Below are 26,423 nucleotides of genomic sequence, written 5' to 3'. Positions count from 1 at the left end.
GGGAGACAGGCATGGGCGCCCCTTATGTGCTGCACATGATCACGCCGCTGGCGAATGTCAGCCCGTTCGACGTCAACATGGCCGTGGATGCCGGCATCGACACGGTGGTGCCCTACACCGGCATCGAGACCGCGCAGGTCGAGGCGCTGACGCAGGACGCCATGTTCTCCCGCGATCCGAAGAACGCGGTGCGTACCGGCCTGTTCATCGGCGGGCGCGATGCGGCGCTGGCGCTGGACATGCTGGACGTGGCGTGCAAGGCGATGTTCCCGCCCTTCCGGATCTCGGTCTTCGCCGACCCGTCGGGCGCCTTCACCACAGCCGCCGCCATGGTCGCCGCGGTCGAGCGCGCACTGCGTCGGCTGGGGGTGGAGAGCCTGACCGGTCTGGATGTCCAGGTCTATGGTGCCACCGGCGTCGTCGGCGGCATCGCCGGACTGATCGCCGCTCAGGCCGGCGGCAACGTCACCCTGGTCAGCCACCGCGGCGTGTCGGCCGTGCAGGGCAAGGCGGAGGAGTTCGGCCGGCGTTATGGCGTCACGCTGTCTTGCGCCGACACATCGACCGGCGGCAAGGCGGCGCTGATGGAGCGGGCGGAGGTCGTTCTGGCCTGCGGCAAGGCGGGGGTGACCGTGCTGAGCGCCGACGATTTGCGCGCGGCCAAGTGTCTGCGCGTCGTCGCCGACATCAACGCCGTGCCGCCGGCCGGAGTGGACGGTGTCGGCGTGCAGGACGACGGTGCTCCCTTGCCTGCCCAACCGAATGCGGTCGGCATCGGCGCTCTCGCCATCGGCAACGTCAAGTTCAAGGTCCAGCACCATCTGCTGGAGCGGATGCAGACCGGTGGCACCGCCGTCGCCTTCGATTTCCAGGATGCGATGGACGCGGCGCGGACCATCGCCGGAAAGGGCAAATGATGACGCAACGTGCGATGATCGGGCGCCCCAGCCTGTCGGCCCTGTCCGCTCCGCTCGCCGCCGCTCTGATCGCCGATGCGGTGCGGTTGCGGCTCGGCATCGACCGCGTGGCCGGCGCCACCATCGTCGATGGCGGGATCGCCCATCCTGGCGGGCTGGAGGCCGGACGCCGCATCGCCGAACTGTGCATGGGCGGTCTCGGCCGGGTGACGCTCCAGGCTGATACCCGGTCGGACCGCTGGCCCTTCCAGGTGGCGGTGCACAGCACCGACCCGGTGCTGGCCTGCCTTGGCAGCCAATATGCCGGCTGGAGCCTGTCGCACAAAGACGAGGGGGGTTCCTTCTTCGCGCTCGGTTCCGGTCCCGGCCGTGCACTCGCCGGCAAGGAACCGCTGTTCGACGAGCTGGGCTACACGGACAGCGGCGACCATGCGGTGCTGGTGCTGGAAAGCGGCACCGTCCCGCCGGCGCCGCTGGTCGAACGGATTGCCGCCGGGTGCGGGGTGGCGGCGGAACGGCTGACGCTGGTGCTGACGCCGACGGCCAGCCTCGCCGGCACGGTGCAGATCGTCGCCCGCGTGCTGGAAGTCGCCATGCACAAGGTGCACGCATTGGGCTTTCCGCTGGGGCATGTCGCCGATGGCATCGGCGTCGCCCCGTTGCCGCCGCCCGGCAAGGGCTTCGTCGAGGCGATGGGGCGGACCAACGACGCCATCCTGTTCGGCGGCACCGTCCAGCTGTTCGTCACCGGACCCGACGATGCCGCCGCCGATCTGGCGAAACGCCTGCCCAGCACGGAGTCCCGCGATTACGGCCGCCCTTTCGCCGAGGTGTTCGCGGCGGTGAACAAGGACTTCTACGCCATCGACCCGCTGCTGTTCGCTCCGGCGCGCGTGGTGGTCACCGCACTCGACAGCGGCCGCAGCTTCCACGGCGGGCATCTTGCTTCGGACATGCTCGACCGGTCCTTTGCAGGAACAGGTGGATGAGCGCTGCGACTGCGGAGCTGTTCATGGCTGTTTGCCGGGCCGAGGTGATGGCGCTGAAGCCCGGCAACGTCCATGTGCATGCCGCCGGCCATGGCATGACGGTAGAAGACTTCCTTCTGTCGGCGGAGGCCGCGGCACCGGAGATCGCTCGCACCGGCGCCCCGGTCGGGGAACGCATCCTGCGGGCGGTCCAGGCCACCCGCTCGGTGGTTGGCTGCAACACCAACCTGGGTATCCTGCTGCTGTGCGCCCCGCTGGCCCGCGCTGCCGAAATGGCGGCTGGCGTTTCGGGGGCACGCCCACTGCGCGACGGGCTGCCCATCGTGCTGGCAACGCTGACGGTGGAGGATGCCGAGGCAGCCTTCGAGGCGATCCGCCTCGCATCGCCCGGCGGGCTGGGTCGTGCCGCGGAGCATGACGTCGCCGGCCCGGTGAGCGTGGATCTGCGCACCGCCATGGTGGTGGCCCGGTCGCGCGACCGCATTGCCGCCCAATATGCCGACGGCTTTCGGGATGTCTTCGACATCGGCGTCGCCCGCGCCCGGTCGATGCCGGACAGCGACGCCGTCACGCTCGCAGAAGCGATTTATCTGGAGTTCCTGACCGCCTTTCCCGACAGCCATGTCCTGCGCAAGCATGGGGAGGATCGCGCCACGGCCGTGCTGTCCGAAGCCCGCGAGGTACGCCGGCAGGTCGCTGCGGTATCCTCGGCTGCCATCCGGCGGGAGCATCTGTTCGTCTTCGATGCGCGCCTGAAATGGCAGGGCATCAACCCTGGCACCTCCGCCGACCTGACCGTCGCCAGCCTCTTCGCCCATCGTCTGGAGGACCGGGATGCTGACCGCAAAGGCACACGGACATGAGGACCACCATCGGCCTCAACGTCGGCGGCGCTGCGCTATGCCTCCTCACGGCAGCTCTGCCTGCGTCGGCGGAACCGCTGGTCATGACGGAGGTGGCGCCCGGGGTCTTCGTCCACCAGGGGGCCATCGCCGAGCCAGCGCCGGACAACGCTGGAGACACGGCCAACATGGGCTTCATCGTCGGCGACAGCTTCGCCGCGGTCATCGACACCGGCGGCACGCCGGAGTTGGGGGTGCGTCTGCGCGAGGCCATTGCGGCGCGGACCGACAGGAAACCGGTCATCGTCATCAACACCCACATGCACCCCGACCATGTCTTCGGCAACACCGCCTTCGCCGGCGTGCCCATCGCCGGCCATGCCAACCTGCGCGACGCGCTGGCCGCCCGCCAGGAGGTCTACCGTCAACGGCTGACAGAGGAGCTGGGTGCCGGAGCGGCGGCCGGGATCGCCCCGGTCCGGGTGGATCGGCCGGTGGCGGAAGAGGTGCGGGTCGACCTGGGCAACCGCATCCTTGTGTTGACCGCCTATCCGACCGCGCACACCAACAACGACCTGACCGTCTTCGACCGCAAGACGGGAACGCTGTTCACGGGCGACCTGCTGTTCGTCGACCATGTCCCGGCGGTCGACGGCAATGCCATGGGCTGGCTTCGCGTGATCGACCGGCTGGAGCGGGTGCCGGCGGTGCGTGCCGTTCCCGGCCATGGGCCGGCCCGCGTGGCTTGGCCGGGAGCGCTGGATGCCCAGCGGCGCTACCTGACGGTGCTGGTGGAGGGTGTGCGCCGGGTGCTGAAGGCGGGTGGCGGCATCCAGGATGCCGTCGCCCATGTGGCGGAGGAGGAACGGGAGCGCTGGCTGTTGTTCGATGCATACAACCCGCGCAACGTCACGGCGACCTTCGCCGAACTGGAATGGGAATAGGAGCGGGAGCGATGATGCGATATCCGCCGATGGGGCTGCTGGCCGGCCTCCTGATCGTCCTGTCCACGCCGGGTCTTGCCGCCACCGATGCGGCGGAGGATGCCGCGCGCTGGGACATTCTGCACGACATGTATTTCAAGGACCGTCCGGTCGAGGAGGCGGGCGCCCTCATTCGCATCGACGCGCCGGCCCGCGCCCATGACGCGGCCCTGGTCCCGGTGCGGATCGAGGTGCAGCCGTCGCTTCGCCTGAGGTCGCTGTCCCTTCTGGTCGACAAGAACCCGGTGCCGCTGGCCGCCACCTTCCGCTTCGGCCCGGCCAGTGCCGGCAGCGGAATCGAGACCCGCGTGCGCGTCAACGAATACACGAACCTCCATGCTGTGGGCGAGACGCAGGACGGCCGTTTGCTGATGACGGCGGTCTACGTGAAGGCCGCCGGCGGCTGCTCCGCCCCGGCCGTCAAGGACCCGCAGGAGGCGATGGCGCGTCTCGGCCGCATCAAGGTGAAGCTTCCGGAAACGCTGTCCCCCGGCAGTCCCGCCACTGCCCAGGTCATGGTCAGCCACCCCAACAGCAGCGGGCTTCAGTTCGATCAGGTCAGCCGCACCTACATCCCCGCCCATTACATCCAGTCGATCGTCATCCGCGCCGGCGGCCAGACGGTGCTGGAGGCGGACACCGACATTTCCATCAGCGAGGATCCGAACCTGAGATTCAGCTTCCTGCCCACCGGGGGCGGCAGCCTGGAGGTGGTCGCGCAGGACACCAAGGGCGCCACCTTCACCCACAGCGTTCCTTTGACGACCACTGCCGCCAAGGGCGATCCGGCGCTGTAGCCTTCCCTCAGAAGCACTGGCGGTCAGCGGCAACCTGGGCCTGGCGGAAACGGTCCATCAGGTCCTTGGCCCATCCGGAGCTGCGGAAGATTCCGGCCCGCTCGCCCGGCTGGTCGGCCATCACCTTCACCGTCTCGATGGCGGTGTAGTCGTCATAGGTGATGCGGTCGGCGATGGCGTCGATGCTGCACGCGCATTTCTCCATGACGATGTGCGACTGCCCGTTCGACGCCATGCAGGCGATCACGTAATCGGCCCGCGCCGCCGTGGGGTAGTCGTTGGCCGGGCTGGCGGCTGCCGGAGCAGCCGACAGCAATGCCGCGGCAAGGATGAACGCGATGCGAACAGGCATGCCCAAACCCCTTCCATCCCTGTCCATGGGTCTGTGCCCATGGATCATCAATGATTGCCATATATAACAATCATGGATACGGATGGATTTGGGGGGCTCAAAAGAGGTGGGCCTCTTTCGAGGAGATGCGATGGTATCGCCGGATCCTGTGAGGTCAGATCTGGCGCGGTTCGCACTTCCAGCGGCGCACGGTGTATTTCGGGTGCTGCTCCGCCCATTCGGCGGCCCGGAACAGGCCGGTGCGCGAACAGGCCATCGCGTTGACGAACGGCTCCTGGAATTGTGGGCGTTCGACGGTGCAGCGGTCCGGACTGGAAACAAGGCAAACCACGAAGATCAACTCGATCATGACAACTCCAGCCGTGATGGAGTGGGGGAGCGACCTCGGTTGGGCGCCTCGATCCGGCGGGCGGCCGTCCAGGTTCATGAGCGGGAATTATGCTGCACTGCACACAAAATCTGTGCAGGAGTCAAGCATGGCTTATGGAAAACCAATTTTGCCTTAACAAGGCGGGGCAGCCCATCGTCCCGGTGCGGTCCCCCACCTACCCCTGCATTGTCTTGGCGAGGAACCGGTCGATCATCAGCGCGACCGTTTCGCTGTCGAGATCGTCCAGCCGGCAGCTCCGCACGTCCGTGGTCTTCACCGGCGTCAGGAAGTTTTCCGAAACGGAGGTCGTGCCGTCCTCTCCGACATGGATGGTCATGTACGCGCGGGGTGCATCCTCGGCGCTGTCGAGGGAGGTGAAATGCACGATGGCGCGCGGCATCTCGTGGACGAGACCGATGTCCTCCTGGAACCACACGGTGCCGGCATCGTGGACGATTTGCTGCCGGGACAGGACGATGGGCCGGATGATGCGGCTGTGCAGGTCGCGGATGTCCGTCAGCACCGCGAGCTTGCGGCGATTGCGGTCGCCCTCGCCGAAATGCCCGGCCGTGTTGCGCCTTGCGGCTTCCAGCATCCGGCGGGTGCGGACCACGGCATCGACAAGCCGGCTGGTGGCGTCCGAGTGCATGGCGTCTGACTCCTCGTTCCGGCAAGACTGTTCCCGCAAGGCGTTCAGCGGTCGCCCTGCTGGTATTCCCGGCCGGTCGGTGCCGACAGGTCGCCAGCGGGTTCAACCTTGCGGGTCAGATAATCGGTGGCCGACAGAGCGAACAGGACCGTCAGCCAGAACAGTCCGGCCGCCGCTGCGGCACGGGTCAGCGCCGGGGCGCGGAACAGCTTCATGAACAGCGCCAGCACCAGAAGCGCCTTCGCCGCCGAGATGCCCAGCGCCAGCACGAGGTTCAGCGGACCCGGCATCGGCACATAGGCAAGGGCCAGCGTCGCCGCCAGCAGCCCCACCAGCGCCGCCCAGGTGAACAGATAGGCGCGCGGAAGTCCCATCGCCCTTGTCGTCATGGGCCGCTCCGCCCGACCAGATAGATCAGCGGGTAGAGGAAGATCCAGACGATGTCCACGAAGTGCCAGTACAGGCCCGTCACCTCCACCGGCGTGTGGTAACGCGCCGAAAAGGCGCCGCGCCGTGCCCGCACTGCCAGCAGTGCGATCAGGACGACGCCGATGGTGACATGGATGCCGTGCAGCCCGGTCATCAGGAAATAGAGGAAATAGAACAGCTCGATGGTCCGGGCATGCGGACCGTCCTGATGGAAATTCAGCCCCGGGACCAGATGCTCGGTCCATTCGCCGTGGTACTCGTAGCCCTTCAGCCCCAGGAACAGCAGCCCCAGCAGCGCCGTGGCAACCAACAGCCGGGTCAACGCCTTCCCCCGGCCCTGCTCCGCGGCATGGACGGCCCAGGCCATGGTGAAGCTGCTGGTCAGCAACACCAGCGTGTTGACCGATCCGATGACGACCTTGGTATGGCGTCCGGCTTCCGCCACGCCGTCCGGATGGCTGGCGCGCAGCCATGTGTAGGCCAGCAGCATGCCGCCGAAGAACAGGACCTCCGTCGCCAGGAACACCCACATGCCGAAGCTGGCGGCCTCCGCCTGCTGCTCCGCCGTCGCGTATTGCGGATCCGGCTGGGGAACGCTTTGGGAAGCGGGCGCTGCGTCAGACATCCTGCGGCTCCGGTTCCGGCCGGTACTGGTAGGGCGGTCGGGTGACGGTCGGCGTCCGGTCGAAATTGTTGGTTGGGGGAGGGGAGGGAGTCTGCCACTCCAGCCCGGTTGCCGCCCAGGGGTTGGCGCCCGCCCGCTTGCCGCGGAACAGCGACCAGCCGAGATAGAAGAAGGGCAGGGCATAGCCGACCGCCAGCACCGACGCCCCGGCCGACGAGAAGATGTTCCAGGCCTGGAATTCCGGCGGGTAGGAATAGTAACGCCGCTCCATCCCCAGATAGCCCAGGATGAACTGCGGGAAGAAGGTCAGGTTGAAGCCGAAGAAGATCAGCAATGCCGCGATGCGCGCCCACCATTCGGGATAAAGCCGCCCGGTCACTTTCGGCCACCAGTAGTGCAGTCCGCCAAAGTAAGCGCTGACCATGCCGCCGACCATGATGTAGTGGAAATGCGCCACGACGAAATAGGTGTCGGTGACATGCACGTCGAAGGCAAGGTTGGCGACGAACAGCCCGGTCAGCCCGCCGATGGTGAACAGCCCGATGAAGCCCAGGGCATACAGCATGGGGGCGTCGAAGCTGATCCAGCCTTTGTGCAGCGTGGCGGTCCAGTTGAACACCTTGATCGCCGACGGCACCGCGATGACGTAGCTGAGCAGAGAGAAGACCAGCCCGGCATAGAGCGAGATGCCGGCGACGAACATGTGGTGCGCCCAAACGAAGAAGCCGATGATCGAGATGGCGATGCTCGACCACACCACGAACTTGTAGCCGAACAGTGGCTTGCGGGCAAAACAGGGCACGATCTCGCTGATCACGCCGAAGCCCGGCAGGATCATGATGTAGACCGCGGGGTGGGAGTAGAACCAGAACAAGTGCTGGAACAGCAGCGGGTCGCCGCCCAGCGCCGGGTCGAAGATGCCCACTTTCAGCAGCCGTTCCGCCGCCACCAGTATCAGCGTGATCGCCAGCACGGGCGTCGCCAGCACCATGATGACGGAGGTGGCGTAGTTCGACCAGACGAACACCGGCAACCGGTACCACGTCATCCCCGGTGCCCGCATGCGGTGGGTGGTGACGATGAAGTTCAGCCCGGTCAGGATCGACGAGAATCCCACCGCGAGCACGGCGGCCAGCGCCAGCACCACATAGCCGTTGGAATAGAGCGAAGAAAACGGCGTGTAGAAGGTCCACCCGGTATCGACCCCGCCGATCAGGATGGCGAACAGCGCCAGGAAACCGGCACCGACATACAGATACCAGCTGAGCAGGTTCAGGCGCGGAAAGGCCAAATCCTTGGCGCCGATCATCAGCGGGATCAGGAAATTGCCCATGGTGTTGGGGATCGACGGGATCAGGAAGAACCAGACCATGATCACGCCATGCAGCGTAAACAGCCGGTTGTAGATGTCCGGCGTGAAGATGCCCGGCGGCGTCACCAGATTGAGCCGGATCAGCGTCGCCGCCGCCCCCCCGACGAAGAAGAAGAAGGTGATCGACAGGGTGTAGAGGATGGCGATCCGCTTGTGGTCCCTGGTCAGCAGCCAGGAGCGCAGCGTGACGCCGCCCTCCGTCAGGTAGTTCTTTGTCGCGACGACGGGTTCTTCCGGTTTGCCGGTCACGGTTGCGGTCGTCATGGAGCAGGCCTTTCCGCGCTGTCGGCCGTTTTGTCGGCAAGCGATTTGATGTAGGCGACGAGCTTCAACAGATCGTCCTCGCCGATCTGCCCGGCGAAGGACGGCATGACCGGGGGATAGCCGGCGGCGATCTCCGCCTTCGGCATCAGGATCGAATCGCGGAGATAGCGGTCGTCGGCGATGACGGTGCGCCCGCCCTCCAGCGGCACCGGGCGGCCGAACAGTCCCTCCAGCTTCGGCGCGTGGACGGTGCCGGCGCCGCCATGGCAGCCGCTGCAACCGTAGCTGCGGAACAGCGCCTCCCCCTCCTGCGCCAGGCTGGGTCCGGGATCCTGGCTGTCCAGCCAGCGCTGGAAGTCGGACGGCTCCATCACCACGACCGTGCCGCCCATCCGCGCGTGCCAGGTGCCGCAGAACTCCGCGCAGAACAGCCGGTATTCGCCGACCTCCGTCGGGGTGAACCACAGCGTCTCGTACCGGCCGGGGACGGCGTCCTGGCGGATGCGGAAGGCGGGGATGGCGAAGTCGTGGATCACATCCTGGGAGGTCAGCACCAGCCGCACCGGCCTGCCGACTTGGACATGCAGTGTGTCGATCTCGCGCTGACCGCCGGGATGCTCGATCTTCCACATCCACTGCTTGCCGACGACATAGATGTCGGTGGCGTCACTGGGCGGGCTGTGGATGCGGACATAGAGGTTCGCTCCCCAGAAATAGAGGACGAGGAAGGCGGCGAAGGTCAGGCCGGTCCAGGCGACCTCGACCCTCCAGGTGCGGCCCAGCCGGTTGCCGCGCTCCACCCTGCTGCCCTTCCGGTAGCGGACGCAGAACAGGATCATCAGCCCGAAGACCAACAGCAGGATGAAGGCGCTGACCCCCAGCAGGGCGGCGAACAGCCAGTCCATGTCCGCGGCATGGGCCGACGCGCTGGGCGGGAGGAGTTGCAGGCTTCCCATCGCCGCCCTCATCCCCGTCCCGGTCGGCGCGCGGCGCGCCAGACCAGCAGCCCGAGTGCCAGCACCGACAGCACACCGGTCGCCTGGATCAGCCGGCCCACCTCGGCGGTGTAGCGGCCCTGCGCAGCGTCATAGCCGTAGCAGAGCAGCAGCAGATGGTCGGCCACCGATCCGACCGCTCCCCTGGAGGCATCGACCAGTCCCAGCCGCAGATCGGTCGGGTCGTATCCCACCCCCAGGATGTAGCGGGAGACCCTCCCTCCCGGCGACACCAGCACGACGCCCGCCGGGTGGACATACTGCCCCGTCGTCTCGTCGAGGCGGTAGCGGAAGCCGGCGGCATCGGCGAGGCGGCGCACCTCGCGCCCTCGATCAGTGGAATCGCCCACCAGCGCGTGGATGGCGCCGGCCAGTGCCGGATCGCGTTCGAAATGCCCGGCCTTCAGCGCCGCGGCGTCTGCCGGGCTGTCGCCGGGATCGAAACTGACCGCCATCACCGTGTAGTCTTTTTCCGGCGTCAGCGGCACCTGCGCCAGCGCCGCCGCCAGATCGCCCAGCACCACCCCGCACAGCGTCGTGCAGCGGAAATAATCGAAGACCAGGACCAGCGGCTTGCCCCTGTCGAACAGGGAGGCGGTCGTGACCGCATAACCAGCCTCGTCACGCAGCCTGACGTCACGCGGCAGTTGTGCTCCCGGTCGCTGATCGAAAGCGAACTCGGTGAAGTTTCCTGGCAGCAGGGTGGCGGGAGAGGCCTCCGCGTCGGCGGTCAGGCCCGACAGCAGGAATAGCAGGGCAGCCATCGCGAACCTTGTCATCGCTGCGCCTCCCGCCTTGCATCGGCCGGCCAGTCGGCGATGCCGCGTTCGGCGACACGGCGCATGGCCTCCTCGATGGGGATGTGGGCGATGCCATGCGCGCGGTCGGCCCAGCCATAGCCGGTCAGCCGTTCCATCGCCTGCGCCTTGTAGCGCTTGAGGTCGGCGACGGGATCGGTTTGCAGGCGCGGCTCCAGCATCGGCGTCGTCAGCGCATGGTTCTCGTCCCTGGTTGCGTTGGGGAAGATCAGCAGCAGCGACACCACGATCATCACGATCAGGCCTGCCGCCAACCCGCCCAGCACCGGGAACAGCCAGGGCGGGGTGTCCCGCGTCTCGAACGTCGTGTCGGGATTGCTGCCGTCCCGCTCCGGCTTCCGCTTCGGCGGCCGGCGGCGTCCCTGCCGCAGCCATCCGAACAGCAGTGCCGCGGCGGCGCTTGCCATGCCGGACCGGCCGATGCGTGTGGCCTTAGCCATGACCGGCCTCCCCGACCAACCGGCCGGCCGGCTGCGCGGCGTGAGCGGTGGAGCGCCGCCACAGGCAAAGCGCCATGCAGGCCCCGCCCATCGCCAGCGCAGCTGCAGGGGCATACCAGGTGAAGCCGCCGGCCAGCCCCGGCAGGATCAGCCACCAGCATTCCAGCAGATGCGCCGCCAGCAGCAGCAGGCAGACGGCGGCCAACCCGCCCCGGCTGCGCTTCACCGGCCACCAGATCAGGGCTGCGAAGGGCAAAGCCCCTTGCGCCAGTGCGCCCAGCGTCGCGACCCAGCCCCAGCCTCCGGACAGGCGCGCGACGTACCACGTGATCTCCTGCGGCAGGTTCTCCTGCCAGACGATCAGGAATTGCATGAAGGACAGGTAGAACCACAGCAGAATGGCGGCGGTCAGCAGGCTGCCCAGGTCGTGGCGCTGCCCGGCATCCGTCCGCCCTCCCAGCACGGCGGCCAGCGTCGCCAGCGCCAGGGCGCCCAGAAGCTGGCCGCCGACGATCATCATCCCGTAGATGCTGGAGCCCCAATCCGGCTCGATCGACATGAACCAGTCGAAGGATGCAAAGGTGACGGTCAGCCCCAGCAGGATCAGCCCGGGCGCCGCCAGTTGGTTGCGGTTCCGTCCCGACCACAGCTGGGCCACAAGCGCCAGCCCCAGCCAGACCACGGCATAGACCGCCGTCCGTCCGTAGAAGAAGGGTTCGTTCAGGTAGAAGCGGTTCTTCAGATGCGTGGCGTCGGCCGCCCGCGCCCAGGGATACAGCTCCGGCAGCAGGGCCAGCACCGGCACCAGCAGCAGGAGCATCGGCGGCAGGAAAGCCACCATCGCCCGCAGCGCCGGCACGGCAGCGGTTCCCCAACGCCCGCCGGTCAGATCATGGGCGAACAGCATCATCATGGCGCCCAGCGGCAGCCCGATCCAGAAGGCGAAGGAGGCCAGCCAGCCGCGCAACACCGCCTGCGGATCGGTCAGCGCTCCAACGGCGCAGACCGCCGCCCCGATAAATGCCGCGACCATGGCGGCGATGAGCGGACGGCGGCTCATCGCAACCTCCCCCGCACCGTTTCCGGCAACTCGGCCGCGGCGGTGTTCTGACTGGTCTGCAAGGCCCGGATATAGGCGGCGATGGCCCAGCGGTCGTCCGAACCGACGCGGTCGGCATAGGAATACATCGCCCCCCAGCCATTGGTGGCGACCTCGTAGAAATGCCGGGTCGGGGCATTGCGCAGCGCGTCGCCATGGAAGGAGGGCGGCTGCGGAAAGCCGCGCCGGACAATCATGCCGTCGCCGTCGCCGAGATAGCCATGGCAGGGCGTGCAATAGATCTCGTAGCGCTCCTTGCCGCGGGCCAGCAGGGCCGCCGTCAGCGCCGGCGGCGGCTGGGGGCGGTCTTCGCGGGCGATGGCGTTCGGTGCCGGCTGCGGCGGCCAGACCTTCCGGTCCGGTCCGGCGTTGGCCGAATTGCCATTGGCCGGCGTCCAGGTCTTGTCACGCGGCTGCTTCGCCATGTTGTCGCAGGCCGTCAGCAGCGACACGCCGAACAGCAGGAGGACGAGAGGAGACAGCCGTCTCATGCCGGCACCACGTCGATCCGCACGCCCTTGCCCTCTGGTAGCAGCCGTTGCAAAAGCTCGCTGTCGTCCCGCCCCTCCCGTTCGGCGATCCAGATCAGGAACCGGTCCTGCGAGGCCAGTTCGAACCCCGGCGCATCGAAGATCGGATCGTAGAGGCGCGGCAGCCGGCAGAATTTGCAGAAGGCCAGGAAGCCCGCCAGCAGGATGGCCAGCGCCGCCAGTTCGAAGGTGCTGGGGCCGAAGGCCGGCCAGCTGTTCAGCGGCCGTCCGCCGATGTTCAGCGGATAGCTCAGCACCATTCCCCAATATTGCAGGAAGAACCCGCCGACCGCCCCCAGCAGACCGGCTGCCACGACGATCAGCGGCAGCGCCCGCGGCTTACGGTCCAGCAGCTCGTCCACCCCCTCCACCGCATAGGGGCTGTAGACCTCCAGCCGGGAGAACCCCGCCCGCCGCAGACGGCGCAGGGCGTCCAGCATCGCGTCCGGGTCGTCGAAGGCGGCCATCCTGCCACGCAGGCTGTGGCCGGTGCCGCGCTGCACGCTCATCGCTCACCCTCCGCCTGCTTTTTGCGAAAGAGTTCGCGTAGCTCGAACATCGACACCATCGGGATGAAGCGCAGCGCCAGGAAGAAGCAGGTCAGGAACAGCCCCACCGAGCCGGCCAGCGTCGCCCAGTCCCAGACCGTCGGTATGAAGACGAACCAGCTCGATTCCGAGTGGTTCCGGTGCAGGCTGCCGACGACGATGACGTAGCGCTCGATCCACATGCCGATCACCACGCCCAGCGCCACGAGGAACAGCACCTGCCGGTTCAGCCGCACCGCCTGGACCCACAGGATCTGTGGGACGATGCCGTTCAGGACGATCTTCGCCCAGTACCAGGGGGCGTAATATCCGCCGAGCAGCGACATCGCCACGGTGATCTCGCGCTCCTCCCCCCGGTAGAAGGGCATGAAGATCTCGATCAGGTAGCAGTAGGACAGCAGCAGGCTGGCGGTCAGCATCAGCCGTGCCAGCACGTCGATGTGGCGCTGTGTGATGACCCCGGTCAGTTCCAGCGCCCGGCGCAGCGGAATGACCAGCATCAGCACCACGGCGAAGCCGGACAGCGCCGCACCGAAGACGAAATAAGGCGGGAACTGGGTTTCGTGCCAGCCCGGCGTCAGACCGCCGGCAAAATCCAACCCGACGATGCTGTGGATGGAGCAGACCAGCGGCGCCATCAAGGCAGCGAACAGCCCGTACAGCATCCTGAACTGGCGCCAGTGCTCCGACGACCCCTGCCAGCCCAGCGCCAGCAACCCGTACAGCACCCGTTGCCAGCGCCGCCGCGCGCGGTCGCGCAGGGTGGCGAAATCGGGGAGCAGCCCGACATACCAGAACAGCAGCGACCCGGCGACATAGACTAGGATGGCGACGAAATCCCAATGCAGCGGGCTGCGGAACTGCGGCCACAGCGCCATCGTGTTGGGATAGGGGAACAGCCAGTAGAAATACCACCAGCGCCCGAGATGGATTACCGGCATGATCCCGGCGCAGACGACGCAGAACACCGTCATGGTTTCGGCGATGCGGCTGGTGGCGCTGCGCCATTCCGACCGGGTCAGGAAGAACAGGGCGGAGATCAGCGTCCCGCCGCTCGCCATTCCGACCCACCAGACATAGTTGCCGATGGCGAAGCCCCAGGCGATGGGCCAGTCGATGCCCCAGATGCCGACGCCGCGGATGAACAGCCAGCCGATCGCCGCCAGGAACAGCCCGAACAGCCCGAACGACACCCCGAAGCCGACCCACCACCACAGGGGCGTGCGGCGCTCCAGCACGAGGTCGCTGACATGCGCGGTCACCGCCGGGGCGGTCACCCCTGGTTCGATCACCCGTGTCAGGTTCCGTTCGGTCTCGGGCGATGCGCTCACCGGCTCACACCTCCCCAATCTCGGGATTCGGATTGCGCAGCCGCGCCTCGTAGGTCGTGCGCGGCCGGGTGTTCAGTTCGGTCAGAACGCCATAGTCCAGCGGGCTCGCCTTGCGCCGGCTGACCGCACTGTGGGGGTCGTTCAGGTCGCCGAAGACGATGGCCTCGGCCGGGCAGGCCTGCTGGCAGGCGGTCTTCACCTCTCCGTCGCGGATCGGCCGGTTTTCGCGGTCTGCGATGATGCGGGCGTTGCGGATGCGCTGGATGCAGTAGGTGCATTTCTCCATGACGCCGCGGGCCCGGACCGAGACGTCGGGGTTCCAGGACATCGACAGCCGGTTGTCGTCGCCGGAATAGTTGAAGTAGTTGAAACGCCGGACCTTGTACGGGCAGTTGTTGGAGCAGAAGCGGGTGCCGACACAGCGGTTGTAGACCATCACGTTCAGCCCGTCGGCGTCATGCATGGTGGCGGCGACCGGGCAGACCACCTCGCAGGGCGCGTTCTCGCAATGCATGCAGGTCATCGGCTGGAAAAGGGTCTGCTCCGGAGCCTCCGCCTCGCCCTCGTACCAGGTGTCGATGCGGATCCAGTGCATCTGGCGGTTCCGCAGCACCTCCTCCTTGCCGACCACAGCGATGTTGTTCTCGCCCTGGCAGGCAGCAGTGCAGGCGTTGCAGCCGATGCAGGCATTCAGGTTGATCGCCATGCCCCAGGCGTTCCGCGGATACTCGTAATCCGGATAGAGCGAATGTTCCGGTTCCTTGCGCTTGGCGAAGCCCGGATCCCGGCGGAACTCGTCCAGCGTGGCGTGGCGGACCACGTCGGGGGAGTCGATCATCTGGTGGTGCTGGGTGGCGGCCAAGCGGTGGCTTTCCCCGGTCTTGCGCAGCTCCACTCCCGGCAATTGCCACAGATTTCCCAGGGTCCGCAGCCGGAAGGCGTCGAATCCGACATCGCGCCCGACCCGGCCCACGATCCGGCGCCCGAAGCCGAAGGGCAGGGTGACGCAGTCCGGGGCATGGCCGGGAAGCAGCCAGACCGGCGCCCGAAGCCGACCGTTTGCGGTATTCACCTCCACCACATCCTCGTTCTTGAGGTCCAGCCGCTCCGCGGTCGCCGGTGCGATCAGCAGGGCGTTGTCCCAGGTCAGGGTGGTGAAGGGCCGCGGCAGTTCCTGCAACCAGCCGAGATTGGCGGTGCGCCCGTCGCGCAGCCACGGATCCGGCCGGAAGAGGGCGGTCAGCGTGCCATCTGGTTGTGCCGACGCCAGGGGCAGGCGGTTCGCCAAGCCGGGCAACAGCGAAACGGAAACCGGTGCGGCGGCGCTGTCCGGCACCACGCCCATGCGCAGGGCCTCTGCCCACAGATCCTCCGCGTCGCCCTTGCTTTGGAAGCGTTCCCTCCAGCTCTGCCGGACGATGGCGTAACCGTCGGGCCGCGTCTCTCCGTCGAGGACCGCCAGCAGTTCCTGTGGCGACCAGCCGCCCCACAGCGGCTGGACCTGCGGCTGCTGGATGGTGACCGTGCCGTCGAAGGCCCGCGCATCGCCCCAGCGCTCCAGTTCATGCGCCTCCGGCACATGCCAAGTGCAGAGCATGGCTGTCTCGTCCACCGCGGCGCCGAGATGAATGGACAGCGGCACCTTTTCCAACGCGCCGGCAAAGTCGAGGTCGGCGGGCGCGGTGAAGGCCGGATTGGCGCCCAGGATCAGCAGCGTGTCGACTCCGCCGGCCGCCATATCGGCGGCCAGTTCTCCGAGCGATTGGGCATGGTCGACCGGATCGGCTTCAACCGGCTCGATGCGGCTGACTGTCTGTCCGGGTGCGCCCAGGGCATCGTTGATGGCATGCACCAGCGCGTGGACGGCAGACGGCTGTGCCGGCCCGGCATGGACCAGCGCCGCGCCGCGGTTGGCGGACAGGTCGCGGGCGACGGCAGCCAGCCAGCCGGGAGCACCCTGCCGCCACTCCGCCGGCCCGGCGCCAAGCTCGGCGGCCAGCGCGCGCACCGCCGCCTCCACCTCGTCCGGACGAACCGCGAAACGGTGGTCGGCGCGGGCACCGGCAAGGGTGGGCGAGCTTTCAACCGCATAGAGGCGGCTCATCTCCTCCGGCCGTCCGTCCTCCGCCGCACGGCGGCGGCGGGCGAAGTTGCGGGCGTAGCGCAGGTGCCCAGGCGCGCTGTCGAGGAAATCGCTCTCCACCGCCAGGATCACCTTCGCCCTGTCGAGGTGCAGCACGGTGTCCACCGGCCGGCCGTAGGCCAGAACCGCACCGGCCCGCAGCGTGTCGCGCCCGTCGGTCTCCCAACGGTGCCACTGCATCGCCGGAAAACGCCGCTTCAGCGCCCCGATCTGCCGGGCCAGCGTGGGGGAAGTGACGGTGCCGGTCAGCAGTCGCAGCCCGCCGCCGCCGCGCACCGCCAGGGCGGGCAGGCGGTCGACCAGCGCCTTGACCATCCCGTTGGTGCTCGCCGCCCGGCCGGCTTTCAGCACGGTCCGTGAGCGGTCGGGATCGTACAGATCGAGGATGCTGGCCTGGATGATCGGATCGAGCGCGCCCAGGCTGGCGGGATGGTCCGGATTGCCTTCCAACTGGACCGGGCGCCCATCTGGTGGATCGCCAGCACGCCGTCGGCATAGCCGCCACGGGTGACCGCCGTTGCGAAATGGCGGGCGACGCCGGGCACCAGCCCGGCCGGCATCGTCACATAGGGGATCGCCGTCTCCGATGCCTCTCCCGGTCCGCAGCCCGACAGCCCGGCCAGGGCGAAGGAAGCACCCATCAGCTCCAACAGCCGGCGGCGGCCGACCCGCGCGTCGGCCAGATCCGGCAGGCCGGGAAACTCGGCACGCAGCATCTCCAGCACGGACGGTTCTCGCGACAGCTCGTCCAGGCTGCGCCACAGCGCCCGGCCGCTCTTTCCGGCCAGCCGGCCTTCGATGTGCCGGGCCAGCTCCTCCCGCTCCAATTCCTCCCGAGCCGTCATCGGTGGCACACCGAGCAGTCGGACAGGGTTTCGGGATGGATGTGATAGCGGGCCATCAACTGCTCGCCGGATGGAGTTGTTGCGGCCCGTTTCCAGCCGGTGTCGAAGACCGCCTCCTTCGGGCGCAGGTTCGGGGCCGGATCGCGATGGCAGTCGAGGCACCAGCTCATCCGCAGGCTCGCTCCCTTCCAGGTCAGGGGCATGCTGTCCACCGGCCCGTGGCAGGTGGTGCAGGCGACACCCTTGGCGACATGGATGCTGTGGTTGAAGAAGACGTAGTCGGGCAGCGCATTGACCCGGTTCCAGCGGATCGGCGTTCCGGTGGCAAGGCTCTGGCGCACCGGGGCCAGCAACTCCGCATTGGTCCAGATCTGCGAATGGCAGGTCATGCAGGTGTGGGTCGGCGGCAGGCCGGCATTCGCCGATACCTCCACCGACGTATGGCAATAGCGGCAGTCCAGTCCCAGCCCGCCGACATGATGTTCATGGCTGAAGGGAACCGGCTGCGGCTGCACGATGCCGACCCGCGTCGCATAGGTGGTGTTGGGAAAGAACCACGCGCCGCCGACCAGCGTGACCAATCCCGCCAGCAGGGTGTAGAGCACCAGTTTGGTCAGGATGTTGGCGGTGGGGCTGAAGACACCCGGCACGGCTCAGACCCCCCGTCACGCCGCCGGAGAGGACGATTGCAGAGGGCGGCGTCGATCCATGTGCGTCTCCCTGACTTGTCCGCCCCGGCAGACGCAAAGCTGCCCGGGTCGGTCGTCGGCGGGATTCAGGCGGAGCCCGAACCCGGTGCGGCGGGCTTTGGTGGGGGCGGCCATCTGCAAGCGGGGTCTGCGCGCCACCCCGTCGCTACAAGCGCCTGTTCGTCGTCAGGTTCCATGCCGTGGTCGGGCTAGCCCGACTGCCCCAGCCCATCCGGGCCAATCGGACAGTTTTCCGAAGCGCTGTGGACAGTGCGGATCGGGGGTACTTTCGGCAAGGGGGGCACTGACTGGAAGATCGGGACATAGGCGCCTTCCGGTGGCCGCTGCGCTGTGTCGCAGGTGCCGCCTCTTCCCCTGCGATGCCGTCCGGCGCTAAAGCCATGCATTTCAGGCTCCGTCCGGCAGACCGGGGGCGGACCGCCTTCTGCTGCGACGGATCGATGACCCGTGTTTCGTGCGACTGCGATGTTCTGGTGGTGGGCGGCGGCAACGCGGCGCTCTGTGCCGCAATCGCGGCCCGCCGGGCCGGTGCATCGGTCCTGCTGCTGGAGGCCGCATCAAAGTCGCTGCGCGGAGGGAACGCCCGCCACTCCCGCAACATGCGGGTCATGCACGACGCACCGACACCGTGGGTGCGAGGGTGCTATCCGACCGACGATTACCATGCCGACCTGCAACGGGTGGCCGGGGCTGCCGTAAATTCCGTCGATGACGGGCTGGCGCGCCAATTTATCGACGCCAGCGCCGACATCGTCGATTGGCTGGCCGGCAACGGCGTGCGGTTTCACCGCGGCACCGACGAGGTCCTGCCCTATTCCCGCAAGACCGCCTTCTTCCTGGGCGGGGGGAAAGCCCTGATCAATGCGCTCTACGCCACGGCGGAAGCGCTGGGCGTCGTCGTCCGCTACGACAGCGCCGTGCGCGCCCTGCATTTGCGGGACTGGCCGCCGGCCGTCACCGTCGGCGATGCGACCGTCGCCATCCGTGCGAAAGCGCTCGTCGTCGCCTCCGGCGGGTTCCAGGCCGATCTCGGCTGGCTGCGGCAGCAGTGGGGTGGGGCTGCCGGCGAATTCACGATCCGCGGCACCCCGCATGCGACGGGCGTCCCGCTGAAGGCACTGCTGGAGGACGGCGCGGATCCGGTGGGGGCGGCGGACCGCTGCCATATGGTGGCGGTGGACGGCCGCGCTCCGCTGTTCGACGGCGGCATCGTCACGCGGCTGGATGGCCTTCCCCATGGCATCGTCGTGGATCGGGATGGCCGGCGTTTCGCCGACGAAGGGGCGGTCGTCGGGTCGTCGCGCTACACGGCCTGGGGCGACCTGGTGGCCCGCTGCCCCGGTGCCGTCGCCTTTTCGGTCTTCGATTCCGCCATTGCCGAGCGGTTCCGGCCCTCCATCTTCCCGGCGATCCAGGCGGACAGCATCGGCGGGCTGGCCTCGGCTCTGGGCATCGGTCCGCCGGCGCTGGAATCCACGGTGGCGGCCTTCAATGCCGCCCTCAATGCCACGGTCACCGGCGGCGGCACGACGGCAGGCGTCCATCCGCCGAAGACCCGGCTGGCCGCGCCGATCACGGTTCCGCCCTTCGGCGCCTACCCGGTGCGGGCCGGTGTCACCTCCACCTGCCTGGGGGTGCGGGTCGACGGGCGGGCACGTGTGCTGCGGCCGGATGGGACGGCCATCGACGGAGTCCATGCCGCCGGAGTCATCATGGCGCCCAACATCCTGGGAACGGGCTATCTGGCGGGGAGCGCCATGACCATCGGCGCCGTGTTCGGCCGCATCGCCGGTCGGGAGGCCGCAACTCATGCCCTGCGCTGACGATACGCAGCGGATCGCGGCGGAGGCCCGCCGGGCGCTGGACATCTGCAACGCCTGCCAGTTCTGCGACGGCTACTGCGCCGTCTTCCCTGCGCTCAAATCGCGGCGGTTGGTGTCGGCGGAGGATCTGACCTTCCTGTCCAACCTCTGCCACAACTGCCGGTCCTGCTATCATGCCTGCCAATACGCGCCGCCCCACGTCTTCGACCTCAACCTGCCGAAAAGCCTGAGTCTGGTCCGGCAGCAGTCCTATCGCGACCATGTCTGGCCAGCTCTGCTCAGGGGACGAGTGCCCCATGCGGGATGGTCCGCGGTTGCCGCCATGGCTGCCGTCGTCCTGTCGGCGGTCGCCCTCGTGGTCGTTCCGGCCCTGCTGTGGGTCCCGCCGGAGACGCTGTTCGGGCGACAATCGGGGCCGGGCGCCTTCTACCGGCTGGTGCCGTGGAAAATTATCGCCGGTGTCGCCGGGGTGGTGATGCTGTGGTCGCTGCTCGCCATCGGCTTCAGTGTCGCATCCTTCTGGCGCGGCATGGGACCGGCGCCGGCCGGCGCGCCGCTGTTGCCGGCGCTGCGCGATGCCCTGTCCGACGCCGCCACCTTGCGCAATCTTGGCGGCGGCGGGGTCGGCTGCAACGACCGGGATGAAGGCTTTTCCCAGGCACGTCGCCGCTTTCATCATGCGCTGTTCTACGGGGTGACGCTTTGCTTCGCCTCGACCTGCGTGGCGACCGTTTATGACCATCTGCTGGGATGGCCGGCGCCTTATCCGCTGACAAGCCTGCCGGTCCTGTTCGGCAGCCTTGGCGGGGTCGGCATGGTGATCGGCACGGCAGGGCTGGCTTCACTAAAGCTGCGCGCCGATCCCGCACCCGTGGCGGCGAGCCTGACCGGTGCTGATTGTTCCCTTCTGGCGCTGCTGTTTCTGGTGGCGGTCAGCGGCCTGGGGCTGCTGGCTCTGCGCGAGACGGCGGCGATGGGACCGCTGCTGCTGGTCCATTTGGGCCTCGTCCTCGGCTGGTTCGCGACGCTGCCCTATAGCAAGTCCCTGCACGCACCCTTCCGCTTCGCCGCCCTGTTGCGCGCTGCGATGGAACGGCGGGGCAGGGGCTGATTTGCCCCACTGCCCCCCGTCCCGACAGACGGTCAGCCGCGGCCCAATTCCCCGTCGACCCGGCGCCACAGCCCGAGCGGGTTGCCGTCGCGCAGGGCTTCCGGAAGCAGCTCTGCGGGGATGTCCTGGTAGCAGACCGGACGCAGGAAGCGGCGGATCGCCAGCGTGCCGACCGAGGTGCTGCGCGGGTCCGAGGTCGCCGGGAACGGGCCGCCATGCACCATCGCGTGGCAGACCTCCACCCCCGTCGGCCAGCCGTTCGCCAGGATGCGCCCGGCCTTGCGCTCCAGCGTCGGGATCAGCCCGGCCACCGCGGCCTTGTCCGGCCCATCCATCTGCAAGGTCGCCGTCAGCTGCCCTTCCAGCCTGTCCGCCACCGCCGTCATCGCCGCCACATCGGGGCAACGGATCAGCAGCGAGGCGGCGCCGAACACTTCCTCCTGCAACGCCGTGTCGGCCAGGAAGGCGTCCGCCGTCGTGGTGAAGAAGGCCGCCTGCGCCTGGTTCGGCCCGTTGCAGGCCAGACCGCGCGCCAGAGTCTCCACCTCGCCGCTGCCGGCCAGCTTGGCGACACCGCTGTCGAAGGCGGCATAGATGCCCGGCGTCAGCATGGTAGAGGCTGCACTGCCACCCAGAGTCTCCACCGCCGCGGCGACGAAGCGGTCGAGGTCCGGCCCGTCCACCGCCAGCAGGATGCCGGGGTTGGTGCAGAACTGCCCGGCGCCCATGGTCAGCGACGCCACGAACGCCTTGCCCAGCGCCTCGGCCCGCGATGCCAGCGCCGCCGGCATCAGGAAGACCGGGTTGATGCTGCTCATCTCGGCATAGACCGGGATCGGTTCCGGCCGTTTGGCCGCCACCCCCATCAGCGCCAGCCCGCCGGCGCGCGAGCCGGTAAAGCCCACCGCCTTGATGCGCGGATCGGCGACCAGCGCGGTGCCGATCTCGTTGCCGGTGCCGAACAGCAGCGAGAAGACGCCCTCGGGCAGGCCGCAGGAGGCGACCGCCGCCTGGATGGCGCGGCCGACCAGCTCCGAGGTGCCGGGATGGGCGCCGTGGCCCTTGACCACCACCGGGCAGCCGGCGGCGAAGGCAGAGGCGGTGTCGCCGCCGGCGACCGAGAAGGCGAGCGGGAAGTTCGACGCGCCGAACACGGCGACCGGCCCCAGCGCGATGTGGCGCTGGCGGATGTCGGCGCGGGGCAGCGGCGTCCGCGCTGGCATGGCCGGGTCGATGCGGGCCTCAAGCCAACTGCCCTCGCGCACCACCTGGGCGAACAGGCGGAGCTGGCCGACTGTGCGGCCGCGCTCGCCCTCCAGCCGGGCGCGCGGCAGGCCGCTCTCGGCCATGGCGCGGACGATCAGCTCGTCGCCGATGTCGAGGATGTTCTGGGCGACCGCCTCCAGGAAGGCGGCGCGCTGCTCCAGGCCGGTCTCGCGGAAGGCGTCGAAGGCGGCCCAGGCCAGCGCGCAGGCGCGCTCCACCTCGGCCGCACCGCCGCCGCCGAAAACGGGATTCAGCGCTTCGCCGGTGGCGGGGTCGACGGCGCGGAACTCGCCCTGGCTGCCGCGGTGGGCGGTCGCGCCGATCAGCATCTCGCCGGTGATGGTCATCTTGGGGTCTCCTTCAGGGGCGGAACGCCGGGAAAGGGGCGTCCGCCGACAAGAGCGGCCGAACATTTGTTGGAGAGGCGATCTATCATGACATCAGTCATCATACAAGTGGGGTGGTGCGGAGCGGCGCCGATGTGCCGCCTTTCCACGGGCCGGCAGGCCGGCTTGTCTATTGTCGTATAGGTTTTGTGGGTGTTAACTCTGGGACATGGAGTGGTGACGGGCGGTCCGTCCCGGAACCGGGTTTGGGTGAGGATGGTGATGACAGCGCGCAGGCGCCGGGACCCGCTGGCGAAGCAACTGGTGGATGCCCTGGCCGAACGGATCTCCAGCGGACAGTTCAAGAGTGGCGACCGGCTGCCGAGCGAACAAGACCTGATCGACGAATTCGGCGTCAGCCGCACCGTGGTGCGCGAGGCGATCGCCAACCTGAAGGCGGTCGGCATGGTCTCCACCCGGCAGGGGCTGGGGGCCTTCGTCCTGCGCGACGCCGCGATCCTGCCCTTCCGCATCGAGGAATCGACGCTGGAGGCGGTGAACGAGGCGATCTCGGTGCTGGAGGTCCGCATCAGCCTGGAATCGGAAGCGGCCTATCTCGCTGCCATCCGCCGCGACGATGCCCAGCTTGCCCGCATGCGCGAGGCGCTGGACACGATGACGGCGGCGGTGGAGGCGGGCGAGGACGCCATCGACGCCGATCTGGCCTTTCACAGCGCCATCGCCGCAGCGACCGGAAACAAGCATTTCCTGGCCCTGTTCTCGTATCTCGGGTCGCTGCTGATCCCGCGTGCCCGCGTGCGCTACGGGCATCTGGAGGGGGATTCGCGCCGCCAGTATCTGCGGCGGATCAACGACGAGCACCAGACCATCTACTCCGCCATCGAACGCCAGGACCCGGAGGGCGCCCGCGCCGCCATCCGCCTGCATCTGAACGGTAGCCGCGACCGGCTGCGTGCCGGCGGCGACTTCAAGGCGACTGCCGCGACGGGCTGAACGTCCGCCCGTTCCGGGTTTGCGGGATCAGAAGGGACGCCGCCGGACCGCCGGTCGCGTCCCTTTTGCTTTGTGGACCGGCTTTCGCCATGCGCGGATTGGTGGGAAGACGGATTGCCGCCGCCCGCATCAAACCACTTGTATGATGACTGATATGATGGTAATCGTCCTGTCATCGGATGACGACGGTGTCAGACGGATCGCCGCGAACCCGGCCTGGATCCTCCAGACACACCGACGTTCAAAAACCACCATGCCCGCAGCCCTTCCCCTGCGGATCGTGTCTCCACCGTTTTCCAAGGATGCCCCCGATGGAACCGCAAGCCCTGAAGGCCGTCGTCAGCGAAGGTCTCCTGTCGTTCCCGCTGACCGATTTCACCGCCGACGGCACCTTCGAGCCGGGTGGCTATGCCCGCCGCCTGGAATGGCTGAAGCCCTACGGCGCGTCGGCCCTGTTCGCCGCCGGCGGCACCGGCGAGCTGTTCTCGCTGACGCCCGACGAGCACAGGAGCGTCGTCTCGCTGGCCGTCGAGGTCTGTGGCAAGGAGGTGCCGATCATCGCCGGCGTCGGCTATTCCACCCGCATCGCGGTGGAGATGGCGCAGGCCGCCGAGAAGGCCGGGGCCGCCGGCATCCTGGTGCTGCCGCATTACCTGACGGAAGCCGACCAGGAGGGCGTTGCCGCCCATGTCGAGGCGATCTGCAAGTCGGTCGGCATCGGCGTCATCATCTACAACCGCGCCACCTGCAAGCTGGGCGCCGACCGTCTGGCGACGCTGGCGGAGCGCTGCCCCAACCTGATCGGCTTCAAGGACGGGCTGGGCGACATCGAGCTGATGACGACCATCCGCCGCAAAATGGGCGACCGCTTCAGCTATCTGGGCGGCCTGCCGACCGCCGAGGTCTACGCCGCGGCTTATCGCGCCATCGGCGTTCCGGTCTATTCGTCGGCCGTCTTCAACTTCATCCCGCGCACGGCGATGGAGTTCTACCAGGCGGTCGCCGCCGGCGACACCGCCACCACCGACCGGCTGCTCGACCGGTTCTTCCTGCCCTATCTGGCGATCCGCAACCGCAAGGCCGGCTATGCCGTCAGCATCGTCAAGGCGGGCGCCGCCATCGTGGGCCGTCCCGCCGGCCCGGTGCGCGCGCCGCTGATCGACTGCACCCCCGCCGAGGTCGAGGAGCTGCGCGCCCTGGTCGAGGCGCTGGGACCCCAGTAAGTCCCGGCCGATAGGCCAGGGCCAATCAAACCACGGCGAAACGCCAAAGCCGGACGGGCAGGCGCCGGGCTACAGTTCCCGATGCCGGACACAAGGTGCAGCCAGAAAGCCGGATCCGCAGAACGGGTCCGGCAACGGACTGCCGCGTCTGCCCGCCCTCATGGCTTGAGGGAGGAAATCTCATGACGATCGAGAGCACCGCCGCCACCACCCGTTCCGAACCCGGCGCCTATGCCGCGGCAGCCGCCGTAAATCAAAGCGCCACGGGCCAGACCGCCAAGCGGACCAACGTCCGCTATCTCATCCTCGCGATGCTGTTCCTCGTCACGGTCATCAATTACGCCGACCGGGCGACCCTCTCCATCACCGGGCCGGTGATCTCGAAGGAGCTGGGAATCAGCGCCGCGGAGATGGGCTTCATCTTCTCCGCCTTCGGCTGGGCCTATGTGCTGGGCCAGCTGCCGGGCGGCTGGCTGCTCGACCGCTACGGGTCGAAGATCGTCTATGGGCTGAGCATCTTCATCTGGTCGGTCTTCACGCTGATGCAGGGCTCCATCGGCTTCTTCGCCGGCGGGACCGCGGTCATGGTGCTGTTCGCCCTGCGCTTCGCCGTCGGCTTCGCCGAAGCGCCGTCCTTCCCCGGCAACAGCCGCGTCGTCGCGGCGTGGTTCCCCGGACAGGAGCGGGCGACCGCGTCGGCGATCTTCAATTCCGCCCAGTATTTCGCCACCGTGCTCTTCGCGCCGCTGATGGGCTGGCTGACCCATTCCTTCGGCTGGCACTGGGTGTTCGGCGTGATGGGCGGCCTCGGCATCGTCATGGCCGGCGTCTGGATGAAGACCGTCTACGCGCCGAAGGACCATCCCCGCATCAATCAGGCCGAACTGGATCACATCGCAGCCGGCGGCGGCCTGGTCAACATGGACGACGGCCAGAAGAAGGCGGCCTCGGCCGATAGCGGAGCGAAGTGGGATTACATCCGCCAGCTCTTCGCCAGCCGCATGATGGTCGGCATCTTCCTCGGCCAGTTCTGCATCAACGCCATCACCTACTTCTTCATCACGTGGTTCCCGGTCTATCTGGTCCAGGCCCGCGGCATGTCGATCCTGAACGCCGGCTTCATCGCCTCGATCCCGGCGATCTGCGGCTTCGTCGGCGGCATCCTGGGCGGCCTGATGTCGGACGCCATGCTGCGCCGGGGCTATTCCCTGACCGCGGCGCGCAAGACGCCGATCGTGCTGGGCATGCTGATGTCGATGGCGATGATCGCCTGCAACTACACCGATCTCCAGTGGGTCATCGTGTCGCTGATGGCGCTGGCCTTCTTCGGCAAGGGCATCGGCGCTCTCGGTTGGGCCGTGATGTCGGACTGTGCGCCGAAGGAGATCACCGGCCTCAGCGGCGGCGTGTTCAACATGTGCGGCAATCTGTCGTCGATCTCGACGCCGATCATCATCGGCTACATCATCCAGAGCTCCGGCTCCTTCAACGGCGCCCTGGTCTTCGTCGGTGCCAACGCCCTGATCGCGGCGGTCAGTTATCTGGTCATCGTCGGCGAGATCAAGCGGATGGAGCTGAAGACGTAACGACCGGCCGGGGCGGCGGCCGATGG

27 protein-coding genes are annotated in these 26,423 nt (G+C 68.0%); 10 read left to right on the top strand and 17 right to left on the bottom strand.

Annotated features, from left to right (window positions below):
- Positions 1 to 11: 11 nt before the first annotated feature.
- Genes ABNQ40_RS03705 through ABNQ40_RS03685 form a run of 5 tightly spaced genes read left to right on the top strand, consistent with a single transcriptional unit; the run spans position 12 to position 4,528 of the window.
- Positions 12 to 917, top strand: a complete 906-nt coding sequence (locus ABNQ40_RS03705) for an NAD(P)-dependent methylenetetrahydromethanopterin dehydrogenase (RefSeq protein WP_109047356.1) — start codon at positions 12 to 14, stop codon at positions 915 to 917.
- A complete protein-coding gene (mch, locus tag ABNQ40_RS03700; RefSeq protein WP_109490642.1) occupies positions 917 to 1,906 on the top strand; it encodes a methenyltetrahydromethanopterin cyclohydrolase in 990 nt (329 codons plus the stop codon). Before ABNQ40_RS03705 ends, mch begins: the two co-directional genes overlap by 1 nt.
- The gene (locus ABNQ40_RS03695) at positions 1,903 to 2,769 is read left to right on the top strand and encodes a triphosphoribosyl-dephospho-CoA synthase (protein ID WP_109047357.1); all 867 of its coding nucleotides are present in this window, start codon (positions 1,903 to 1,905) and stop codon (positions 2,767 to 2,769) included. Before mch ends, ABNQ40_RS03695 begins: the two co-directional genes overlap by 4 nt.
- Positions 2,766 to 3,692, top strand: coding sequence for a quinoprotein relay system zinc metallohydrolase 2 (locus ABNQ40_RS03690; RefSeq protein WP_247879474.1), 927 nt, complete (start codon positions 2,766 to 2,768; stop codon positions 3,690 to 3,692). The genes ABNQ40_RS03695 and ABNQ40_RS03690 overlap by 4 nt, the downstream gene beginning before the upstream one ends.
- An 11-nt stretch (positions 3,693 to 3,703) precedes the next feature.
- Entirely contained in the window at positions 3,704 to 4,528 is an 825-nt protein-coding gene (locus ABNQ40_RS03685) for a quinoprotein dehydrogenase-associated SoxYZ-like carrier (RefSeq protein ID WP_109047358.1), read from the top strand.
- A 7-nt stretch (positions 4,529 to 4,535) separates the two neighbouring features.
- Here the strand turns inward: ABNQ40_RS03685 and ABNQ40_RS03680 are convergent, their stop codons facing one another.
- The 16 genes from ABNQ40_RS03680 to ABNQ40_RS03605 all read right to left on the bottom strand — a co-directional run bounded on the left by ABNQ40_RS03680 (position 4,536) and on the right by ABNQ40_RS03605 (position 17,988).
- Complete coding sequence (locus tag ABNQ40_RS03680) at positions 4,536 to 4,880, bottom strand: hypothetical protein (protein ID WP_109047359.1); 345 nt, start codon at positions 4,878 to 4,880, stop codon at positions 4,536 to 4,538.
- Between the two features lie 154 nt (positions 4,881 to 5,034).
- Positions 5,035 to 5,229, bottom strand: coding sequence for a hypothetical protein (locus tag ABNQ40_RS03675; protein WP_098736911.1), 195 nt, complete (start codon positions 5,227 to 5,229; stop codon positions 5,035 to 5,037).
- Positions 5,230 to 5,425: 196 nt separating this feature from the next.
- Positions 5,426 to 5,899 carry a hypothetical protein gene (locus ABNQ40_RS03670; protein ID WP_109047360.1) on the bottom strand — a complete coding sequence of 158 codons (474 nt, stop codon included), beginning with the start codon at positions 5,897 to 5,899 and terminating at the stop codon, positions 5,426 to 5,428.
- Between the two features lie 44 nt (positions 5,900 to 5,943).
- Complete coding sequence (locus ABNQ40_RS03665; protein WP_109047361.1) at positions 5,944 to 6,288, bottom strand: cytochrome C oxidase subunit IV family protein; 345 nt, start codon at positions 6,286 to 6,288, stop codon at positions 5,944 to 5,946.
- Positions 6,285 to 6,953 (bottom strand): cytochrome c oxidase subunit 3 family protein, encoded by a 669-nt coding sequence (locus ABNQ40_RS03660; protein WP_109047362.1) that lies wholly within the window; start codon positions 6,951 to 6,953, stop codon positions 6,285 to 6,287. The genes ABNQ40_RS03665 and ABNQ40_RS03660 overlap by 4 nt, the downstream gene beginning before the upstream one ends.
- Complete coding sequence (gene ctaD, locus ABNQ40_RS03655; protein WP_109047363.1) at positions 6,946 to 8,589, bottom strand: cytochrome c oxidase subunit I; 1,644 nt, start codon at positions 8,587 to 8,589, stop codon at positions 6,946 to 6,948. The genes ABNQ40_RS03660 and ctaD overlap by 8 nt, the downstream gene beginning before the upstream one ends.
- A complete protein-coding gene (gene coxB, locus ABNQ40_RS03650) occupies positions 8,586 to 9,545 on the bottom strand; it encodes a cytochrome c oxidase subunit II (protein ID WP_109047364.1) in 960 nt (319 codons plus the stop codon). The genes ctaD and coxB overlap by 4 nt, the downstream gene beginning before the upstream one ends.
- Positions 9,546 to 9,553: 8 nt before the next feature.
- Positions 9,554 to 10,363 carry an SCO family protein gene (locus ABNQ40_RS03645; RefSeq protein ID WP_146255383.1) on the bottom strand — a complete coding sequence of 270 codons (810 nt, stop codon included), beginning with the start codon at positions 10,361 to 10,363 and terminating at the stop codon, positions 9,554 to 9,556.
- Entirely contained in the window at positions 10,360 to 10,842 is a 483-nt protein-coding gene (locus tag ABNQ40_RS03640; RefSeq protein WP_109047366.1) for a hypothetical protein, read from the bottom strand. The genes ABNQ40_RS03645 and ABNQ40_RS03640 overlap by 4 nt, the downstream gene beginning before the upstream one ends.
- Positions 10,835 to 11,902, bottom strand: a complete 1,068-nt coding sequence (locus ABNQ40_RS03635) for a hypothetical protein (RefSeq protein WP_109047367.1) — start codon at positions 11,900 to 11,902, stop codon at positions 10,835 to 10,837. The genes ABNQ40_RS03640 and ABNQ40_RS03635 overlap by 8 nt, the downstream gene beginning before the upstream one ends.
- On the bottom strand, positions 11,899 to 12,432 hold the full coding sequence (locus ABNQ40_RS03630) for a cytochrome c (RefSeq protein ID WP_109047368.1): 534 nt from the start codon (positions 12,430 to 12,432) through the stop codon (positions 11,899 to 11,901). Before ABNQ40_RS03630 ends, ABNQ40_RS03635 begins: the two co-directional genes overlap by 4 nt.
- Entirely contained in the window at positions 12,429 to 12,980 is a 552-nt protein-coding gene (locus ABNQ40_RS03625) for a DUF3341 domain-containing protein (protein ID WP_109047369.1), read from the bottom strand. The genes ABNQ40_RS03630 and ABNQ40_RS03625 overlap by 4 nt, the downstream gene beginning before the upstream one ends.
- Entirely contained in the window at positions 12,977 to 14,350 is a 1,374-nt protein-coding gene (gene nrfD / locus ABNQ40_RS03620; RefSeq protein WP_247879475.1) for an NrfD/PsrC family molybdoenzyme membrane anchor subunit, read from the bottom strand. The genes ABNQ40_RS03625 and nrfD overlap by 4 nt, the downstream gene beginning before the upstream one ends.
- Before the next feature lie 4 nt (positions 14,351 to 14,354).
- Entirely contained in the window at positions 14,355 to 16,943 is a 2,589-nt protein-coding gene (locus ABNQ40_RS03615; protein ID WP_391345555.1) for a 4Fe-4S dicluster domain-containing protein, read from the bottom strand.
- The gene (locus ABNQ40_RS03610; RefSeq protein WP_391345554.1) at positions 16,838 to 17,338 is read right to left on the bottom strand and encodes a TAT-variant-translocated molybdopterin oxidoreductase; all 501 of its coding nucleotides are present in this window, start codon (positions 17,336 to 17,338) and stop codon (positions 16,838 to 16,840) included. The genes ABNQ40_RS03615 and ABNQ40_RS03610 overlap by 106 nt, the downstream gene beginning before the upstream one ends.
- A complete protein-coding gene (locus tag ABNQ40_RS03605; protein WP_109047371.1) occupies positions 17,335 to 17,988 on the bottom strand; it encodes a cytochrome c3 family protein in 654 nt (217 codons plus the stop codon). The genes ABNQ40_RS03610 and ABNQ40_RS03605 overlap by 4 nt, the downstream gene beginning before the upstream one ends.
- Positions 17,989 to 18,488: 500 nt before the next feature.
- On the opposite strand from ABNQ40_RS03605, the gene tcuA reads away from it, so the two are divergent.
- Both tcuA and tcuB read left to right on the top strand, forming a co-directional pair.
- Entirely contained in the window at positions 18,489 to 19,871 is a 1,383-nt protein-coding gene (gene tcuA, locus ABNQ40_RS03600; RefSeq protein ID WP_109490645.1) for an FAD-dependent tricarballylate dehydrogenase TcuA, read from the top strand.
- Positions 19,858 to 20,982 carry a tricarballylate utilization 4Fe-4S protein TcuB gene (gene tcuB, locus ABNQ40_RS03595; protein WP_109047372.1) on the top strand — a complete coding sequence of 375 codons (1,125 nt, stop codon included), beginning with the start codon at positions 19,858 to 19,860 and terminating at the stop codon, positions 20,980 to 20,982. Before tcuA ends, tcuB begins: the two co-directional genes overlap by 14 nt.
- 32 nt (positions 20,983 to 21,014) lie before the next feature.
- Here tcuB and ABNQ40_RS03590 read toward each other — a convergent pair whose 3' ends face one another.
- Complete coding sequence (locus ABNQ40_RS03590) at positions 21,015 to 22,595, bottom strand: aldehyde dehydrogenase (NADP(+)) (RefSeq protein ID WP_391345551.1); 1,581 nt, start codon at positions 22,593 to 22,595, stop codon at positions 21,015 to 21,017.
- A 261-nt stretch (positions 22,596 to 22,856) separates the two neighbouring features.
- Here ABNQ40_RS03590 and ABNQ40_RS03585 point away from each other — a divergent pair, with 261 nt between their 5' ends.
- The 3 genes from ABNQ40_RS03585 (at position 22,857) to ABNQ40_RS03575 (ending at position 26,397) form a co-directional block, all read left to right on the top strand.
- Entirely contained in the window at positions 22,857 to 23,588 is a 732-nt protein-coding gene (locus ABNQ40_RS03585) for a FadR/GntR family transcriptional regulator (RefSeq protein WP_174469584.1), read from the top strand.
- Between the two features lie 311 nt (positions 23,589 to 23,899).
- Positions 23,900 to 24,811: a 5-dehydro-4-deoxyglucarate dehydratase gene (kdgD, locus tag ABNQ40_RS03580; RefSeq protein WP_109050334.1), complete on the top strand. Its 912-nt coding sequence runs from the start codon at positions 23,900 to 23,902 to the stop codon at positions 24,809 to 24,811.
- Positions 24,812 to 25,122: 311 nt separating this feature from the next.
- Complete coding sequence (locus tag ABNQ40_RS03575; RefSeq protein WP_391345719.1) at positions 25,123 to 26,397, top strand: MFS transporter; 1,275 nt, start codon at positions 25,123 to 25,125, stop codon at positions 26,395 to 26,397.
- The last annotated feature ends 26 nt before the right edge of the window (positions 26,398 to 26,423 follow it).

Origin of the sequence: Azospirillum sp. A23 (assembly GCF_042938965.1) — a bacterium.
GTDB classification, from domain to species: domain Bacteria; phylum Pseudomonadota; class Alphaproteobacteria; order Azospirillales; family Azospirillaceae; genus Azospirillum; species Azospirillum melinis.
This window is presented reverse-complemented; position numbering and strand designations above follow the sequence as displayed.

Coding starts and splice junctions, on each gene's coding strand:
- ABNQ40_RS03705 (WP_109047356.1), top strand. CDS start 12: ATGGGCGCCCCTTATGTGCTGCACATGATCACGCCGCTGGCGAATGTC.
- mch (WP_109490642.1), top strand. CDS start 917: ATGACGCAACGTGCGATGATCGGGCGCCCCAGCCTGTCGGCCCTGTCC.
- ABNQ40_RS03695 (WP_109047357.1), top strand. CDS start 1,903: ATGAGCGCTGCGACTGCGGAGCTGTTCATGGCTGTTTGCCGGGCCGAG.
- ABNQ40_RS03690 (WP_247879474.1), top strand. CDS start 2,766: ATGAGGACCACCATCGGCCTCAACGTCGGCGGCGCTGCGCTATGCCTC.
- ABNQ40_RS03685 (WP_109047358.1), top strand. CDS start 3,704: ATGATGCGATATCCGCCGATGGGGCTGCTGGCCGGCCTCCTGATCGTC.
- ABNQ40_RS03680 (WP_109047359.1), bottom strand. CDS start 4,880: ATGCCTGTTCGCATCGCGTTCATCCTTGCCGCGGCATTGCTGTCGGCT.
- ABNQ40_RS03675 (WP_098736911.1), bottom strand. CDS start 5,229: ATGATCGAGTTGATCTTCGTGGTTTGCCTTGTTTCCAGTCCGGACCGC.
- ABNQ40_RS03670 (WP_109047360.1), bottom strand. CDS start 5,899: ATGCACTCGGACGCCACCAGCCGGCTTGTCGATGCCGTGGTCCGCACC.
- ABNQ40_RS03665 (WP_109047361.1), bottom strand. CDS start 6,288: ATGACGACAAGGGCGATGGGACTTCCGCGCGCCTATCTGTTCACCTGG.
- ABNQ40_RS03660 (WP_109047362.1), bottom strand. CDS start 6,953: ATGTCTGACGCAGCGCCCGCTTCCCAAAGCGTTCCCCAGCCGGATCCG.
- ctaD (WP_109047363.1), bottom strand. CDS start 8,589: ATGACGACCGCAACCGTGACCGGCAAACCGGAAGAACCCGTCGTCGCG.
- coxB (WP_109047364.1), bottom strand. CDS start 9,545: ATGGGAAGCCTGCAACTCCTCCCGCCCAGCGCGTCGGCCCATGCCGCG.
- ABNQ40_RS03645 (WP_146255383.1), bottom strand. CDS start 10,363: ATGACAAGGTTCGCGATGGCTGCCCTGCTATTCCTGCTGTCGGGCCTG.
- ABNQ40_RS03640 (WP_109047366.1), bottom strand. CDS start 10,842: ATGGCTAAGGCCACACGCATCGGCCGGTCCGGCATGGCAAGCGCCGCC.
- ABNQ40_RS03635 (WP_109047367.1), bottom strand. CDS start 11,902: ATGAGCCGCCGTCCGCTCATCGCCGCCATGGTCGCGGCATTTATCGGG.
- ABNQ40_RS03630 (WP_109047368.1), bottom strand. CDS start 12,432: ATGAGACGGCTGTCTCCTCTCGTCCTCCTGCTGTTCGGCGTGTCGCTG.
- ABNQ40_RS03625 (WP_109047369.1), bottom strand. CDS start 12,980: ATGAGCGTGCAGCGCGGCACCGGCCACAGCCTGCGTGGCAGGATGGCC.
- ABNQ40_RS03610 (WP_391345554.1), bottom strand. CDS start 17,338: ATGACGGCTCGGGAGGAATTGGAGCGGGAGGAGCTGGCCCGGCACATC.
- tcuA (WP_109490645.1), top strand. CDS start 18,489: ATGACCCGTGTTTCGTGCGACTGCGATGTTCTGGTGGTGGGCGGCGGC.
- tcuB (WP_109047372.1), top strand. CDS start 19,858: ATGCCCTGCGCTGACGATACGCAGCGGATCGCGGCGGAGGCCCGCCGG.
- ABNQ40_RS03590 (WP_391345551.1), bottom strand. CDS start 22,595: ATGACCATCACCGGCGAGATGCTGATCGGCGCGACCGCCCACCGCGGC.
- ABNQ40_RS03585 (WP_174469584.1), top strand. CDS start 22,857: ATGACAGCGCGCAGGCGCCGGGACCCGCTGGCGAAGCAACTGGTGGAT.
- kdgD (WP_109050334.1), top strand. CDS start 23,900: ATGGAACCGCAAGCCCTGAAGGCCGTCGTCAGCGAAGGTCTCCTGTCG.
- ABNQ40_RS03575 (WP_391345719.1), top strand. CDS start 25,123: ATGCTGTTCCTCGTCACGGTCATCAATTACGCCGACCGGGCGACCCTC.